The 15437-nt window shown below is 63.0% G+C and carries 16 protein-coding genes; 8 read left to right on the plus strand and 8 right to left on the minus strand.

Annotated features, from left to right (window positions below):
• Positions 1-21 precede the first annotated feature (21 nt).
• Positions 22-501 (plus strand): metal-dependent hydrolase, encoded by a 480-nt coding sequence (locus tag ACGYLY_RS08225; protein WP_395282139.1) that lies wholly within the window; start codon positions 22-24, stop codon positions 499-501.
• Here ACGYLY_RS08225 and ACGYLY_RS08230 read toward each other — a convergent pair.
• Positions 495-1229, minus strand: coding sequence for a PHP-associated domain-containing protein (locus ACGYLY_RS08230; RefSeq protein ID WP_395284136.1), 735 nt, complete (start codon positions 1227-1229; stop codon positions 495-497). The genes ACGYLY_RS08225 and ACGYLY_RS08230 overlap by 7 nt on opposite strands.
• Positions 1230-1482: 253 nt before the next feature.
• Between ACGYLY_RS08230 and ACGYLY_RS08235 the strand changes: the two genes are divergently transcribed.
• Both ACGYLY_RS08235 and ACGYLY_RS08240 read left to right on the plus strand, forming a co-directional pair.
• A complete protein-coding gene (locus ACGYLY_RS08235) occupies positions 1483-1791 on the plus strand; it encodes a hypothetical protein (protein ID WP_231183956.1) in 309 nt (102 codons plus the stop codon).
• Positions 1792-1849: 58 nt separating this feature from the next.
• Positions 1850-3838 carry an AMP-binding protein gene (locus tag ACGYLY_RS08240; RefSeq protein WP_395282138.1) on the plus strand — a complete coding sequence of 663 codons (1989 nt, stop codon included), beginning with the start codon at positions 1850-1852 and terminating at the stop codon, positions 3836-3838.
• Between the two features lie 150 nt (positions 3839-3988).
• Here the strand turns inward: ACGYLY_RS08240 and ACGYLY_RS08245 are convergent, their stop codons facing one another.
• Both ACGYLY_RS08245 and ACGYLY_RS08250 read right to left on the minus strand, forming a co-directional pair.
• Positions 3989-4753 (minus strand): aldo/keto reductase, encoded by a 765-nt coding sequence (locus tag ACGYLY_RS08245; protein WP_395282137.1) that lies wholly within the window; start codon positions 4751-4753, stop codon positions 3989-3991.
• Positions 4754-4827: 74 nt separating this feature from the next.
• Positions 4828-5535 carry a hypothetical protein gene (locus ACGYLY_RS08250; protein ID WP_395282136.1) on the minus strand — a complete coding sequence of 236 codons (708 nt, stop codon included), beginning with the start codon at positions 5533-5535 and terminating at the stop codon, positions 4828-4830.
• Between the two features lie 122 nt (positions 5536-5657).
• Here ACGYLY_RS08250 and ACGYLY_RS08255 point away from each other — a divergent pair, with 122 nt between their 5' ends.
• Positions 5658-7100 (plus strand): short-chain fatty acid transporter, encoded by a 1443-nt coding sequence (locus ACGYLY_RS08255; RefSeq protein WP_395282135.1) that lies wholly within the window; start codon positions 5658-5660, stop codon positions 7098-7100.
• Positions 7101-7420: 320 nt separating this feature from the next.
• Here ACGYLY_RS08255 and ACGYLY_RS08260 read toward each other — a convergent pair whose 3' ends face one another.
• The 5 genes from ACGYLY_RS08260 to ACGYLY_RS08280 all read right to left on the minus strand — a co-directional run bounded on the left by ACGYLY_RS08260 (position 7421) and on the right by ACGYLY_RS08280 (position 12679).
• Positions 7421-8095: a hypothetical protein gene (locus tag ACGYLY_RS08260; RefSeq protein ID WP_395282134.1), complete on the minus strand. Its 675-nt coding sequence runs from the start codon at positions 8093-8095 to the stop codon at positions 7421-7423.
• Between the two features lie 58 nt (positions 8096-8153).
• Entirely contained in the window at positions 8154-9299 is a 1146-nt protein-coding gene (gene dnaJ / locus ACGYLY_RS08265; protein WP_395282133.1) for a molecular chaperone DnaJ, read from the minus strand.
• 157 nt (positions 9300-9456) lie between these two features.
• Entirely contained in the window at positions 9457-11364 is a 1908-nt protein-coding gene (dnaK, locus tag ACGYLY_RS08270) for a molecular chaperone DnaK (protein WP_395282132.1), read from the minus strand.
• Positions 11365-11644: 280 nt separating this feature from the next.
• The gene (locus ACGYLY_RS08275) at positions 11645-12298 is read right to left on the minus strand and encodes a nucleotide exchange factor GrpE (RefSeq protein ID WP_395282131.1); all 654 of its coding nucleotides are present in this window, start codon (positions 12296-12298) and stop codon (positions 11645-11647) included.
• Between the two features lie 33 nt (positions 12299-12331).
• Positions 12332-12679, minus strand: a complete 348-nt coding sequence (locus tag ACGYLY_RS08280) for a hypothetical protein (RefSeq protein WP_395282130.1) — start codon at positions 12677-12679, stop codon at positions 12332-12334.
• A gap of 312 nt (positions 12680-12991) precedes the next feature.
• Here ACGYLY_RS08280 and ACGYLY_RS08285 point away from each other — a divergent pair, with 312 nt between their 5' ends.
• The 4 genes from ACGYLY_RS08285 to ACGYLY_RS08300 all read left to right on the plus strand — a co-directional run bounded on the left by ACGYLY_RS08285 (position 12992) and on the right by ACGYLY_RS08300 (position 15435).
• Entirely contained in the window at positions 12992-13345 is a 354-nt protein-coding gene (locus ACGYLY_RS08285) for a hypothetical protein (RefSeq protein ID WP_395282129.1), read from the plus strand.
• A 78-nt stretch (positions 13346-13423) separates the two neighbouring features.
• Positions 13424-14725, plus strand: a complete 1302-nt coding sequence (locus tag ACGYLY_RS08290; protein WP_395282128.1) for an MFS transporter — start codon at positions 13424-13426, stop codon at positions 14723-14725.
• 50 nt (positions 14726-14775) lie between these two features.
• Positions 14776-15141: a hypothetical protein gene (locus ACGYLY_RS08295; RefSeq protein ID WP_395282127.1), complete on the plus strand. Its 366-nt coding sequence runs from the start codon at positions 14776-14778 to the stop codon at positions 15139-15141.
• A 66-nt stretch (positions 15142-15207) separates the two neighbouring features.
• Positions 15208-15435, plus strand: a complete 228-nt coding sequence (locus ACGYLY_RS08300) for a DUF6684 family protein (RefSeq protein WP_395282126.1) — start codon at positions 15208-15210, stop codon at positions 15433-15435.
• The last annotated feature ends 2 nt before the right edge of the window (positions 15436-15437 follow it).

A 15437-nucleotide genomic window follows, 5' to 3' on the forward strand; every position in this document is an offset into this window, starting at 1 on the left:
CGGGGTGGGACCTGCAATCGAATGAATCGCAAGGAACACGTCATGAACGCGGCACTTCTCGGTATCGGACTCGGATACGTCCTGCATCCGTCGGGGGACACGACCACGTTCTACACCATCGTGGAAGTCGGCGTTCCGGTCATCCTCGGCGCGCTCTTTCCCGACGTGGACACCGCGTTCGGCAAACACCGGAAGACGCTGCACAACCTTCCGGTGCTCGCACTGTTCTACGCCTTTCCCATGGTGTTCGGGAACTTGCAGTTCGTCTGGATCGGTATCCTCACGCACTACGCCCTCGACATGCTCGGGAGCAAGCGCGGCCTCGCGCTGTTTTACCCGTACGAACGGGAGTTCGGCGCGCCGTTCGGCGTCCCCGTGAGCAGCAACTACGCGACGATGGTCACGCTCGCCGTCACAGCCTTCGAACTGGCCGTCGCGGCGCTCTTCGTCAATCGGCAGTTCCTCGTCCACGCCGGGTTGACGGCCGTCGGGATTCAGTAAACGCTGATGTCGTCGAACCATCCGTCGTAGGTGTCGTGGTCGGGGTGTGTCGGTTCCATCCCCGAGAGAACGAGTCGGTCGATTTTCCCCCACGAGTTCTCCCATCCGAGATGTGCGAACTCCATCCGTCGTCGGAGTTCGTGGTGTCTTCCCGTGCGGTGAACGACGCGCGTCACGTTCCCCGCCCGGAGTCCCTCGACCAATTCGACTTCCGTTCGGATGGACGCATCGAACGCCGTCCACACCTCCCCGATGGTTCCTCGGAGGTGTGCGTACGACGATCCGAACGCTTGTTTGTTCGTGGCTTCGACGATGGCCTTCGCCCGACGGTTGTGTCGGTCCAAGTGTTTCGGGTTGTACGTCTCCACGGCGTGAATCACGTCGCCGTGAACGCGGATGTCGGCCTCCGTGACGCCCACGTTCAGGAATTCGGGGTGGGGAATCAGGACGGCGGCGTCCTGTCGGTCGAACTCCGCTATCGCCCCCGTGAGCGAGACGAAATCCGGAACCGGTTCGTCGAGTCCGATGGCGAGGACGTGTTTTCGGTTCCGCCACGTCCCGGTGAACACCTCTCGGGCGGGGACGACGAGGAGATCGTCGTCGGAGAACCGTTCGGCCCGGCGACGAATCTCCGGGAGGCGGACGAAGTGCGGCGCGTACACCAGCGCGTCGAGGCCGCGTTGCTTCGCCCGGCGGACGACCTTTTCGTCCAGCACTTTGACGTGCATGTCTACCCTGAACTCGTCGCGGTCGGTCACACCCGTTCGTTTCGCGGGTCGAACGATAGTGGTTCTGGTTTCGGAAGTTCGCGATTAATGGAACGAACGATAATGTTCGATACTCGTGAGATGATTCGCCGACGCGATCACCGAATCAGAACGGACGAGACGCGTATCCGGTCGCTTTCGTCGGTTCGACCCGCGTTCGCTTGACGAGCAAGAAACAGTTATATCATCGGAATTAGAGAATTCACACACGACTATGAGCGCTTGGGAATGTGATATCGATGGCTGCGGAGAACGGTTCGGAAGCGTCGAAGACGCCATCGTCCACCAGACCGCGGAGCACGAACGCCGGGAGTGCAAGGTCTGCGGGGCGGTCGTCCCGGACGGCTACTTCGCCATCCGCCACGCCTTCGAGGAACACTCCCGCGCGGAGTACGTGCGCGCCTACGACGCGGATTCGAGCGACGTTCGCGCGCGGGAACGGATCCGCGACGAAATCGAGGAGTCCGCGGACCTCAAGGGCATCGTCTCCCGTCTCGACCTGACGGGGAGCGAACTCCCCTAGGAATGTAATAAACTATTTTGAGGCTGGTGCGTAAGGTTTGCCACACGGAGGTCATACTATGGATACGCTTGCTGATGTGGACGAAATAATCCACGAACCGACCCGAGAATTCGTGGAATCGACGAACGTCTGGGAGTTCATGCAGGAACACGGCATCGACGACTACGAGGAACTCATCGAACGCACGTGTGGGGATGGCTCGGAAGACGCGTCTTCCGGTGTCGATTGGTTCTGGGACGAGATGGTCGGCTACCTCGATATCGATTTCTACGAGGAGTACGACACGGTTCGGGACGACACCGAAGGACCGCAGTTCTCCGACTGGTACCCCGGCGGAAAGATCAACGTCGCCCATAACACCCTTGACCGACACGCGCAGGTCGATAGCCCGAACCGTAATCGCGTCGCCTGCATCTGGGAGGGTGAACCCGGCGACGTGCGCGAAATCACGTACCACGAACTGTATCGCGAGGCGAACAAGGTCGCCAACGCGCTCGAAGAACGAGGCATCGCGACTGGCGATACGGTGGGCCTGTACATGCCCATGGTCCCCGAAGTCATCTCGATTCTGTACGGCGTCCTCAAGGTCGGCGCGATCGCGGTCCCCATCTTTTCCGGGTTCGGAACCGACGCCACCGCGACCCGAATCGAGGATTCGGAGTGTTCCGTGCTGTTCACCGGTGACGGCTTTTACCGCCGCGGAAGCGAGGTCGTGCTGAAGGACACGGCCGACGAGGCCATCGAGGAGGCGGGCCACGTCGAACACACCATCGTCTACGACCGACTCGGCGCGGATATCCCTTGGGACGACGAACGGGACGAGAAGTGGTCCGAGGCCGTCCTCGAACAGGACGACGAGTACGAGACGAAGGAACTAGATTCGAGCGACGAGTCCATGCTCCTCTACTCCTCCGGGACGACCGGCAAACCGAAAGGCATCGTCCACACGCACGCCGGGCAACTGATGCAGTGTGCGAAGGAGATTTACTTCGGCTTCGACCACAAGGACTCGGACCGCTACTTCTGGGTGTCCGACATCGGGTGGATGATGGGACCGTGGACGCTCATCGGCAACCACGCCTTCGGCGGAACGGTCTTCATGTACGAAGGCGCGCCGGACTACCCCGACCCCGACCGCTTCTGGGACATGATCGACCGACACGGTCTGACCGTCTTCGGCATCTCGCCCACCGCGATTCGAGCGCTCCGGCAGTACGGGGACGAGTGGGTGGACGACTACGACCTCTCCTCGCTCCGCCTACTCGGGTCGACCGGCGAACCGTGGGACCCCGAATCGTGGCTCTGGTTCTACGAGAACGTCGGCGGGGGCGAGGCACCCATCATCAACATCTCGGGCGGCACCGAAATCTGCGGGTGTTTCCTCATGCCGATGCCGATTCAGTCGCTCAAACCGTGCACGCTGGGCGGCCCGGGACTCGGCATGAACATCGACATCGTGAACGCGAAGGGCGAGTCCATCGCCGACTCGCACGAGCGCGGGTACCTCGTCGCCCGCGACTCCTGCCCGTCGATGACGAAGTCGCTCTGGTCGGGCGACGAACGCTATCTGGACACCTACTGGTCGCGGTTCGAGGACATGTGGAACCATGGCGACTGGGCGCAGAAGGACGAGGACGGCTTCTGGTTCCTGCACGGCCGTTCCGACGACGCGATCAACGTGGCCGGGCGGAAGGTGGGTCCCGCGGAAGTCGAGGGCGCGATGATGGACCACGAGGCGGTGAATCAGGCCGCCGCGGTCGGCGTCCCGGACGACACGACCGGACAGGCCGTCGTCGCCTACGTCATTCTCGAACCGGACGTCGAGGTGTCGGACGGCCTCCGCGCCGAACTGCGCGAGCAAGTCGGCGCGGAACTCGGCAAACCGTTCCGGCCGCGCGAAGTCCTCTTCGTGGACGAGTTCCCGAAAACCCAGTCGGGCAAGATCATCCGCCGGGCCATCGAGGCGGCGTACACCGGCGAGGAGTTGGGCGACATGTCCAGCATCGAGAACCCCGACGCGCTGGACAGACTCGAAGACGCGAACTGACGCTTCGTGAATTCCGTTGTATCTCTGTAAAACGCTTTTCTCGGTCGCGTCGTCGAACTTCCGGTGGCTTTCAATCGCCCCTTAACGACGGACATTCCGAGGCTAACACCCTTCGTGGGTCCCTATCGACGGTCGGCCGATGCTATCGGACTACTCGAACAACTTCTCCTCGCGCTCGATGACATCGATTCGCTCGACCACCTCGGGAGTGAGCCGGATCTCAGCGGCGGCGAGGTTTTCACGCAGATGGCCTTCGCTCGCGGAGCGCGGAATCGGGACCGCACCCTTCTCGATAAGCCACGCGAGCGCGATTTGTGCTTCCGTCGCGTCGTGGTCCTCCGCGAGGTCGTTCAGGACGGGCAGGTCGAACACCTCGCCCTGCGCTATCGGCGAGTACGCGACGAGGTGCGTGTCGTTCTCCCGAGCGTCGACGAGGAGTTCGGTCCGGCCGTAGAGCGGGTGCATCTCGACCTGATGGGCGAAGACGGGTGCATCGAGGACGTCGCGTGCGGTGGCGATTTCGTCGACCGTGAAGTTGCTGACGCCGACGTGCCGGATTCGCCCGTCGTCGCGGAGTCGGTCGAAGGCCGGAAGCGTCTCCTCGGGGTCGTAGGCCTCTATCGGACGGTGGACGTAGAGCAAGTCCGCGGCGTCCACTCCGAGTTTGTCCAGACTCTCCGCGGTCGTTTCGAGGACGTCGTCGGGTGCGAGGCAGTCGGCCCACACCTTCGTGGCGACGAACAGCTCCGAGCGGGGAACGTCGGCGCGTTCGATGGCTTCGCCGACCGCTTCCTCGTTGTCGTAAATTTGTGCGGTATCGAGGTGGCGATACCCCATCTCGATTGCGGCGGCGATTCGGTCGGGGTCGTCGACTCCCATCGTTCCCAAACCGATGGGCGGAAACTCGTCGGTCATGGAGGTCGGTTTTCAGGCCGGGAACCTAATGGGTGTGGTTGCGGCGGTCGGAAAATCCGTTTCAAATTCGGTAGCTACAGCGGAATCTCGTCCAAAGCGAGAACCGACGGCTCGGGTGCAGCGGAATCGGAGACGGCAAAATCGGCGGTTCGGTCGGCGTCGAGGGAAATTTCGGCACCGGCGAGGAGCGGCGCGACGAGTCCAACGGCGACCGTTCGCGGGTCCGCGAACGGCGCGCGAACCGCGACCGACTCCCCGGGTTCGAGACCCCACTCCGATGCGGCCGCGTTTCCGGCGTCGAGGAGTTCGGCGTGGGAGACCTCCCGGCCATCCGAACGGGAAAGGGCGACAGTCTCGGGGGGAAGTGTCGTCTCGGGGAACACCGGATTCTCGCTCCAGACGTCCGTTTCGAAGTGCGAAACCGTCGGGTCCGGGACGGAGTCGCCGTAGGAAACATACTGTCCGCCCGGCGGGAGTTCGTACTCCTCGACCGATTCACCCGGCGCGAGGAGTACCCGCGCGTCGATTTCCGTCGGCGGGTCGAATCGAACGCCCGCCCCGAGCAGCACCGCGCCGAAGAACCCGAGGATGGGTTGCGCGGCGGGAGCGGTGCGGATGGCTACCGTCACGCCCTCCCGCACGCCGAGATGTCGAAGGAAGTTCCCCGTCTTCCACGCCGTCGTACACAGTCGGTGGTAGTCGTACCCCCGCGAGTCCGGAACCGCAAGCGCCGGTTCGTCGCTCCGCCGTTTTCGGGCAACGAGGTCGCCCAGAGTGTTCATATCGGTTCTCCTCGCGGTGCGTGCAAAAGCCCGCCGATTCGAGCGGTCCGCGGCCGATAGTTCACCACTGACGCGTCTGACGAACGTTTATAATAGTTTGCTAGGGACGCACACACGCAATCATGGCAAACGTAATCAGGCGGATGGCGGAGGGCAGTTCACGGCTCGTGGAACGGTATCTCCCGGACGCGTTTCTGTTCGCGATCATCCTCTCGTTCGTGGCGTTCGGGTTGGCACTCGCGTTCGTCACCCCACAGGGCGGAACGGTGACACACGCGGAGAACATCCTCGTCGATGGCTGGTACGGCGGCTTTTGGGGGCTTCTTTCCTTTGCGATGCAGATGACGCTCATCCTGATGACGGGGTACGCCCTCGCACAGTCGGCCGTCGTGGATAGGCTTCTCTCGCGCATGGCGTCGATTCCGTCGAGCGAACGGAGCGCGGCCGCGTTGGTTCCGGTCGTCGCCGCCGTCGCCTCGTTCGTTCACTGGGGGCTCGGCCTCGTCGTGGGTGCCATCTTCGCGCGGAAAATCGCGGAGGAGATCCGAACCATCGACTTCCCCATCATCGTCGCCGGGGCGTACTCCGGATTCGTCGTGTGGCACGGCGGCCTCGCGGGGTCGATTCCGCTGGTACTCAACTCGTCCGGTGAGGACAACTTCCTGCTTGCGAACGGCGTGTTGAACTCGACGATTTCGACCGGCCAGACCATCTTCACGGTCGCCAACATCGTCGTCTTCGTCCTCGTCGGCCTCGTGTTCCTCCCGCTTCTGTTCCTGCTGATGTACCCCGAGAGCGACGAGAAGAAACGCCCCATCGACCCCGCGAAACTCGATGCAGCGACCGACGGCGGGACGGAAGCCGATCCCGTGGTCACGCCATCGTCAACGTCCGACGGGATGACGTTCGCGGAGCGAATCGAACACTCCTCGTTCGTCGCGTACGCCATCGGATTTTCGGGACTGTTGGCCGTCGCGGGCTACTTCGGCCGCGGAATCGCGGACGGAACGATGCCGTGGAACAACCTCGACCTGAACATCGTCAACTTCACCTTCCTCTTCCTCGGCATCACGCTCCACGGGACCCCTTCCGCGTACATCGGCGCGATGAAGGAGGGCGTGGAGAACGTCTGGGGAATCATCCTCCAGTTCCCCTTCTACGCGGGCATCATGGGCATCATGGGCTACGCGCCGGAGGGGTCGACCAGCCTCGCCACCCAAATCGCACAGGGAATGGTTCACGTCTCGCCCGACGGAACGCTCCCGGTCGTCGCGTTCCTCACGGCGGGCATCGTCAACGTCTTCGTCCCCAGCGGCGGCGGCGAGTGGGCGGTCGTCGGCGAAACCCTCGTCAAAGCCGCCCATTCCAGCGGCGCGAGCGTCCCCCGCATCGCCATGGCCGCCGCGTGGGGCGATGCGTGGACGAACATGATTCAGCCCTTCTGGGCCATCCCGCTCCTCGCCATCAGCGGCCTCTCGGTTCGCGACATCATGGGCTACTGCGTGCTGGTTCTCATCGGAAGCGGTCTCATCATCGGCGCTGGACTGCTGTTCCTGCCGATGTAGAACCGTTTTCTGCGGTCGGGAGCCAGCGCTCGCGTGCCGTAGCGCGCGACGCTGACAATCTTCTTCACGGCTTCGCCGTGAAGGAACGAGGGAGCTTCGCTCTCTCCCGTTCCCTGGAAAAAGGTTCATCAAAACACTCCTCCTTCGCGTGGCTTCGGAAGGCGCTCCGCGTTTTTCGTGCTCTCCGTTCAGTCATGGCCCGGAAAATCGGAGATTTTTCGGTAGTTACGCTGGCAACTAGCGGCCGTGTCGCTTGCCGATTTCCGGCGGCCGTGTCGCCGGCCTACTGCACGCGACTCACGCTGTTCGTCGCGTGCGCGTCACTCGTTTCGATAGACGAGGTAGCCGAGGCTGGCGATGCTCCCGAGCGCCGCGAGCCAGCCGAATCCGAGCAGGTCGCCACCGTCCGTGGTCGAGGTGGTCTCCCCATCCGTCGAACCGTTCATTTCCGTCGTTCCCGTCGTCTCCGTGGATTCCGAGGTGCCGGACGTCGCCGTCGTCTTCGTCGAACTCGCCGTCGTTTTCCCGGTGGTCCCCGTGACGGTTCCGTTGGTCGCGTTGGAGCTGTTCGCGGTTCCGGTCGTCGTCGGTTGAACGATTTCGATCTTCCCGCGCATCGTCTCCGGGTCGAACTCCGAAAAGTAGGTCTCCATCTTCGGAGTCGCCGTGAATTCGAGCGTCTGGGTCGTCCCCATCGTCTCCACGACTTCGGTTCGTTCGAGGACGTTGCCCTCCCCGTCGCCGATGGCGACGTTGTGGGAGTGGCCGTCCATGTTCTCCCACGCGATGACGTACTCCTTTCCGGCGATCATCTGGAGGGTCGGATTCGTGTTCCCCTCGATGGGCGGGGGTGATTGTCCAACCCATCCGGATACCTGTCCGCTGAGTTCGAACGTCGCGGCCTGCCCGCGTGCGGGGGCGGCGAACGCGACGAACGTGGTGGTTCCGAGGAGTGCCTGCGCGAACTGCCGACGGGAGAGTTTCGGGCCAGTCATTCGAGTACGTGTTATCTATATATCACCATAAAGCGGCTTAGCTTGTTCGGTCAGCCGCTCAGAAACTGCTCTTGATCCGCTCGAAAAATCCCTTTTCGACGTTCACCTCTTCGCCGCCCGCTTCAGCGAACTCCTTCAGCGCCTCGCGCTGCTCCTCGTTCAGCGAATCCGGGGTGACGACTTGCACCTTGACGAACAGGTCACCGTCACCGCGGCGTCGAAGGTGCGGCATTCCCTTGCCGCGCAGGCGGAACGTCTCGCCGCTCTGGGTTCCCTGCGGAACGTCCATCTCGACCGATCCGGCGAGCGTCGGCACCTCGATTGTGTCGCCGAAGACGACCTGTGGGAACGAGAGCGCCGTCCGGTAGAACAGGTCGGACCCGTCGCGCTCGAAGTCGGGGTGCTCGCGCACCGACACCTCGATGAGGAGATCGCCCTTCGGGCCGCCGTTCTCGCCGGGCGCGCCCTCGCGTTCCATCTGTAGCGTCTGGCCGTCGGCGATACCCGCCGGAACGTCCACCTTCAGTTTCGCCTCCCGCTGGACGATGCCGTCGCCGCCACACTGGTCACACGTTTCCGAATACTGCTGCCCGTCGCCGTTACAGCGCGGACAGGTCTGGGACTGCTGGACGCGTCCGAACGGCGTCTGTTGGACCTGCGTGACCTGCCCCTGTCCGTTACACTGGGGACAGGTGTTCACGTCCGCGCCCGGCGGGTGGCCCTCGCCGTCACAAGCGTCACAGCGCTCGGGCCGGCGCACCGTGATCTGCTTTTGTGCGCCCTCGTAGGCCTCTTCGAGGTCGATTTCCATGCTCGTTCGAAGGTTCGACCCCTGTCTCGGGCGGTTCGGGTTGCGGCGGCCGCTGCCACCGCCGAAGAACTCGTTGAAGATGTCGCCCATGCCGCCACCGCCGAACGGGTTGCCGCGCCCGGCACCGCCAGCGCCACCGGCCCCGCCGTCGAACCCGCCGCGCTTTTCGGCCTGTTCGAACCGGTCGTGACCCATCTGGTCGTAGGCTCGGCGCTTCTCGTCGTCCGAGAGCACTTCCTTTGCCTTTTTCACCTTCTTGAACTTCTCCTCGGCGTCCGGTTCGTCGCTCACGTCCGGGTGATACTCGGCGGCTTTCTTGCGATACGCCCTCTTGATTTCGTCCTCGTCGGCGTCTCGACTTACACCGAGTACGTCGTAGAAGTCCTCGCTCATCAGTTATCGTTTCTAATGTCGGATGGTATTTGAATCGTCCGTCTACCGCCCGTCGCGCCCGAAAGCGACGGACGTACGGGGGTTCGGCGTGGTACGCTTAGTCGTCGTCCTCGTCGGAATCGTCAACGTCACCAGAACGCTTCGCGTTCTGGTTGGCTCACGACGACTCTCCGTCGTCGTCAACGTCTTCGAAGTCGGCATCGACGTACTCGTCCGCGTCGTCGGCACCGCCCTCTGCGCCCGCGCCGGGGTTCGGGCCGCCGCCCATGCCGCCACCCATTCCGCCGGGACCTGCGGCACCGGCCTGCTGGGCTTGCTCCTGTTGCTGGTACATCTGCTTGCCGATCTCCTGCAGCGACTTGCTCAGGTTTTCGGTCGCGTCTTCGAGGTCGTCCTTCGACGCGTCGTCGTCTTCGAGCGTCTCCTGAACCGTCTCGATTTCGTCGCGGATGTCGGATTCGAGGTCGTCGTCGATGTTCTCCTCGTTCTCCTCCAGGAGCGTTTCCGCGCGCTGGATGGATCCTTCGGCGGCGTTACGCGCCTCGATGAGTTCGCGCCGTTCCTTGTCCTCCTCGGCGTGCTGTTCTGCCTCTTCCTGCATGTGTTCGATTTCCTCGTCCGAGAGGCCGGCACCGCCCTCGATGGTGATTTCCTCGCTGTTGCCGGAGCCGTGGTCCTCGGCGGAGACGTTGACGATGCCGTTCTCGTCGATGTTGAACGACACCTCGATCTGCGGGGTTCCGGCGGGTGCCGGCGGGATGCCCGCGAGGTGGAACTCGCCGAGCAGTTCGTTCTCGTTCGCGATTTCGCGCTCACCCTGGAAGACGCGGACCTGCACCGAGGTCTGGTTGGCCGCCGCCGTGGTGAACACCTTCGACTCCTCCGTCGGGATGGTCGTGTTCTTGTCGATGAGGCGCTCGAACAGGCCACCCTTCACCTCGATACCGAGTGACAGCGGCGTCACGTCGAGCAACACGATGTCGTCCACGTCGCCGGAGAGGACGCCGCCCTGAATCGCCGCGCCGAGCGCGACGGCCTCGTCGGGGTTGACGTTCTTCTTCGGCTCCTGGTCGGTGAGCTCTTCGACCTTCTCGGAGACCTGCGGCATGCGGGTGGACCCGCCGACGAGAATGACCTCGTCGATGTCGCTCTTCTCGTAGCCAGCGTCCGAGAGGGCCTGCTCGGTCGGTTCGACCGTGCGGTCGATGAGGTCGGCGGTCAGCGATTCGAACTTGGCGCGGGTCAGGCTGTTTTCGAGGTGGACCGGGCCGTTGTCGGTCGCCGTGATGAACGGGAGGTTGATGTCCGTCTCCTTTCGGCTCGACAGTTCGATCTTCGCCTCTTCTGCCGCGTCCTTCAGACGCTGGAGCGCCTGCCGGTCGTCGCGGAGGTCGATGCCGTGGTTCGACTCGAAGTCGTCGGCGAGGTAGTCGATGATGGCATGATCCCAGTCGTCGCCACCGAGGTCGTTGTCCCCGTTCGTGGCGACCACTTCGTAGACGCCGCCGCCGAGGTCGAGGATGGAAACGTCGAACGTTCCGCCGCCGAGGTCGTACACGAGGACGGTCTGGTCCGTATCGTCGTCCAGTCCGTACGCCATGGACGCCGCCGTCGGTTCGTTGACGATGCGCTCCACGTCGAAGCCGGCGATTTCACCGGCGTCCTTCGTCGCCTGCCGCTGTTTGTCGTTGAAGTACGCGGGAACGGTGATGACCGCCTTCGCGATGTCGTCGCCGAGGTACTCCTCCGCGTCGCGCTTGATCTTCTGGAGGATCATCGCCGAAATCTGTTCGGGCGTGTACTCCTCGTCCTCGATTTCGACGGTGTAACCGTCGTCGCCCATGTGCCGTTTGATAGACTGAATCGTCTTTTCGGGGTTCTGAACCGCCTGATTTTTCGCCGGTTTCCCGACCAGACGCTCACCGTCGTCGGAGAACGCGACGATGGACGGCGTGGTCCGGTCCCCTTCGCCGTTGACGATGATTTCCGGGTCGCCACCCTCCATAACCGCGAACGCGCTGTTCGTGGTTCCGAGGTCGATGCCCAGTATCTTGTTGCTCGTCATTGTTGGGCCAACCTACCCGTTTGCGCCGGTTAAAGGTTACTAGACGTGACGAGGATGCGTGGAACTCCGCCCCTCTTCAGTCGTGCGATTTGGGATTTCATCGTCTCTACGCTTCGAGGCCTTTATATCGAACCGATACACAACCCAGCGCTCACACACGGTGACGTGATGACGTGAATAGTCGTGACCCGACATCCGCCGTCGTCCATTGCTCACGCTCGTCGTTTCGGGTGCAGGTCGCCCGCCACGGTGGCGCAAATCGTCGAGAATAGCGTCCGAGTTACTCGTCGCCGCTGCCGTCGCTCACCGTCACCTGCGCGGCCTGAAGGACTTTGTCGGCCATCTCGTAGCCGGGTTGGTACACGTCGGCGATGGTGTCCTCGGGGTGGTCGCTCTCGACCCGGAGCATCACCTCGTGGCGTTGCGGGTCCACTTCGTCGCCGGATTCCGGATGGATTTGCGAGACGTTCTCGTCCTCGAACACGCGGTCGAGTTCGCGCAGGGTGATCTCCACCCCGTCACGCAGGCTTTCGACGTCCTCGTGTTCGGCTTCCACCGCCCGTCGGAGGTTGTCCCGAACGTCGATGAGGCGCTCGATGAGGTCCTCGGTCGCGCGCTTTTCGAGCTGTTTCTGGCGCTTTTTCGCGCGCTTCTTGTAGTTCTTGAAATCCGCACGGTTGCGTCGCAGGCGCGCCTCGAGGTCTTCGACCTCCGCGTCCAGTTCCCGTCGTTCCGATTCGATGGCGGCGAGGCGCTCCTCCACGTCGGCAGCGAGGCTTTCGTCCTCGTTGGCGACGCGCGCGACGAGGGTGGTCATCTCCGGTCCAAGGAGTTCCTCGTCCGGAGTCTCCTCCGCCGGCGCGCCTCCTTCGGCCGGGGATTCCTCGTCGGCTGGTGCTTCATCTACCGCTTGGGCGGCCTCCTCCTCGGTCATACACGTCGTAAGTCCCTCCTCGCGTTTAAGGGTTCAGAAACGGGACGGGAGTTCGACGCGGGCCAGCCAATCGAGGAGCGAGTTCGCCGGTGAGGAATAAGCGGGACGTCCGACCAGTCCGCTCAGGGGGTCGAACTCGACCAGACCACGATAGGAGAGCGTCGGCAACCGCGTCTCGGTGAGGTCTTCGAGCGTCGTTTCGAATGCGCGGTCGGAAACGTCATCTGGAGTTTCCTCGCGCTCCCACGCCGCAACATCCCTGGCGAGCACTTCCAACTCGACCGGCGCGGTTTCGGCGTGTCGGGCGAGCGAGTAGAGGACGAGTCGGTTGCGACGCTCGGGCAGGCTGGCGAGCACCGAACCGAGTGTTCCCCGAGGCATCGACTCGCTTGCAGTATCGAGGCCGATGAATCTCAAGCCCGCCAACCGTTTCCATCGTTCAGCCGGCGTAACGGGTACCCAGTATCGGGTTAGCGGGAGTTCTTCCCGGTTGTTTTAGTTCCGACTCGGGATGTGACCCTTTCACCGACGGCGACCCGCCGGTAACGACGGATTCCGGCGGATAAGCATCCGTTCGCCGCCCTCGGCGGGCGACTTCGGAATTCGTCCTCGAACGACGAGAAGAACCGCTCCGGGTGACTGGACGTTCCACGGGACACAACCCTTTTCGGGTGTGCGAAAGAACGGGTGGGTATGGCAGACGAGGAAGCCAACGATAACGCGGACGAGGAGGAAAAGACGTTCCAAGAGCGGGTCGAGGAAATCAGAGAAAAACGCGCGGAAGAGGGCGATGAAGACCGAGAAGAACGATTGAAAGAGGCCATGGGCGGCGGCGGTCCCGGTGCCGGCGGCATGGGCGGTAATCCGTTCGCACAGATGATGGGCGGTATGATGGGCGGCGGTCCCGGTGCCGGCGGCATGGGCGGCGGCCGCGGAAGCGAGCAGGGCGGAGACGAGGACCTCGTTCGCGAAGTGCGTCAACTTCGCGACGAAGTTCGGGACGCCACTCGACAGCTTCAGCGCATCGCGGACGCGCTCGAAGAGTAATCGTCGTCTAATCTTTCGGCAATTCACCGAACGAAGGCAGAGGTTCTTATACCTCCCCCACTATTTCGATTCGTAACCGTGTCGGGAGAGACGAGTGGCGGGTCGCGCCGCCTCTATCGGAACCGCGAGTTCGTCGCGTTGGCGAGCACTGCGTTCGCCCGGAGTCAGGCGTACTCGACGATCCTCATCGCGCTGGCGATGTACGCCAACATGTTCCACACGTCGAGTACCATGGAGGGCATGTTCGGGACGGCGTTCGCGGTGGTCCAACTCCTCATCGTCCTCCCGCTCGGGCGGTACATCGACATCCGCAACTCGAAACGCGTCCTGCTGTTCGGGCTGTTCCTCAACATCCTCGTTTTCGTCGGATTCAGCTTCGTCGAGACGGTCAATCAGGTCATCCTGATGCGCGTGTTTCAGGGGACCGCCGCGAGCATCCTGTGGCTCACCGGAACGACCGTCGTCGGCGAGATCAGCGACGACGACTCCCGCGGACTGTGGATCGGGTCGTACAATCAGGTCGGCGCGTTCTCCAGCCTGTTCGGCGACATCTTCGGAGGCCTGCTGTTGTACCTGTACGGCTTCGAAATCACCTACGCCGCCCTGAGCCTCATCACCATCGGCGCGTTTCTCTCCATCTTCTTCTTCCTCCGGGACAACCCCGGCGGACGGAAGGACCCCGAGGAGTCGAGTAGCCGCGAGACGTTCGAAACGCTCCTCGGTCGCTCGGCCATCAAGGCGCTCGTGTTCTTCCGCCTCTCGTTCAGCGTCGGGAAGATGGCCGTTATCACGTTCCTGCCGATTTACGCCCATACCGTGTTCGACATCAACGTCTTCGTCGTCGGCGGTATCATGGCGGGCGGGAAGCTGACGAAGTCGCTCACTCAGGGCAAGGTCGGCGACTGGACCGACCGCGTCGGCAAGAAGTATTACTTCATTCTCGCGGGCGCGCTCGTGTACGCGCTCGGGACGGCGCTGATTCCGATCGCCGGGTTAGCACACGACTTCATTCCGGGCGTGACCGTCGCCGCCCTCGGCGGGGAGATGGCGCTCCCACCGGCGTTCTTCGTCCTCTTCGCGGCGTACGCCGTGTTGGGCGTCGGCGACAGCCTCCGCCTCCCCGCGAGCATGGCGCTGTTCGTCGAGGAGGGCGAACAGTTCGACGCCGTCGCGTCCAGCCTCTCGCTTCGCTCCATCGCGTGGAAGATCGGGCAGGTCGGCGGCCCAGTGTTCATCGGCGCGATTTGGGACGCGACGAGCGTGTTCGTCGCGTTCTGGACGGCATCGGGATTCATCGTCGTCTCGTCGGCCGTCTTCGCCCTGCTCTACAGCACCGACCCCGCACCCGGCGAGCGCGTCGATGCGGTCGGCGGGGACTGACGAACGGACGAAGACGCAACCGTGAAAGCACTGAAGCACGAAGTCCGTGCATGGACGAGCAACCGGGACTTTCCGATCAGTACCGAAAATCCAGTCCGTGGCCGCTGTTCGTCGCGTTCGGTCTCGCGCTGTTCGAGACTGGTATCGTGATGGCGCACTTTCTCTTCCCCATCGCCGTCGGTGGCATGTTAATGTTCGTTGGCAGTATCGTCGGTATCCTTCGCGAGTCCGAGTACATAAGCGACCCGTGGAAAGGACTCGTCGCCGCCGCCGTGGTCTCGTTCGGGGTCGGAGGCGTCATTTGGATCACGACGCAAGGGTCCATTCAACTCCGTGGAACGGCGATTCTCGTCGGCGCGGCCGTTCTCTTCGTCGGCGGCATCGCCGGTTCGCTCTGGCAACCGGAACCCATCTGAAACCGGTATCGGACCGAACGCGAACCACTAACCTATTTTACCTCGTGTTCGCTACGTTCACGTATCATGGCAGAAAGCGTCTTCGACAAAGAAACACTCCTCGACCTCACCGTCAACATCATCCCGCTCGGGATAATGGGGTTCTTTCTGATCCTCTTCGTGGGATTCGGTGCGTGGGGCGGTAGCACTCTCATCGAAGTCATCAGCTGGGGACTCGTCGTCGTCCCATTCGTCGGCCTCGCTCTGTTAACGTATGTCGCGGCACTGAAAATCGAGGCCACGACCGGAACCTAACC

This window comes from Haladaptatus sp. CMAA 1909, assembly GCF_043952005.1.
Taxonomy (GTDB): Archaea; Halobacteriota; Halobacteria; order Halobacteriales; family Haladaptataceae; genus Haladaptatus.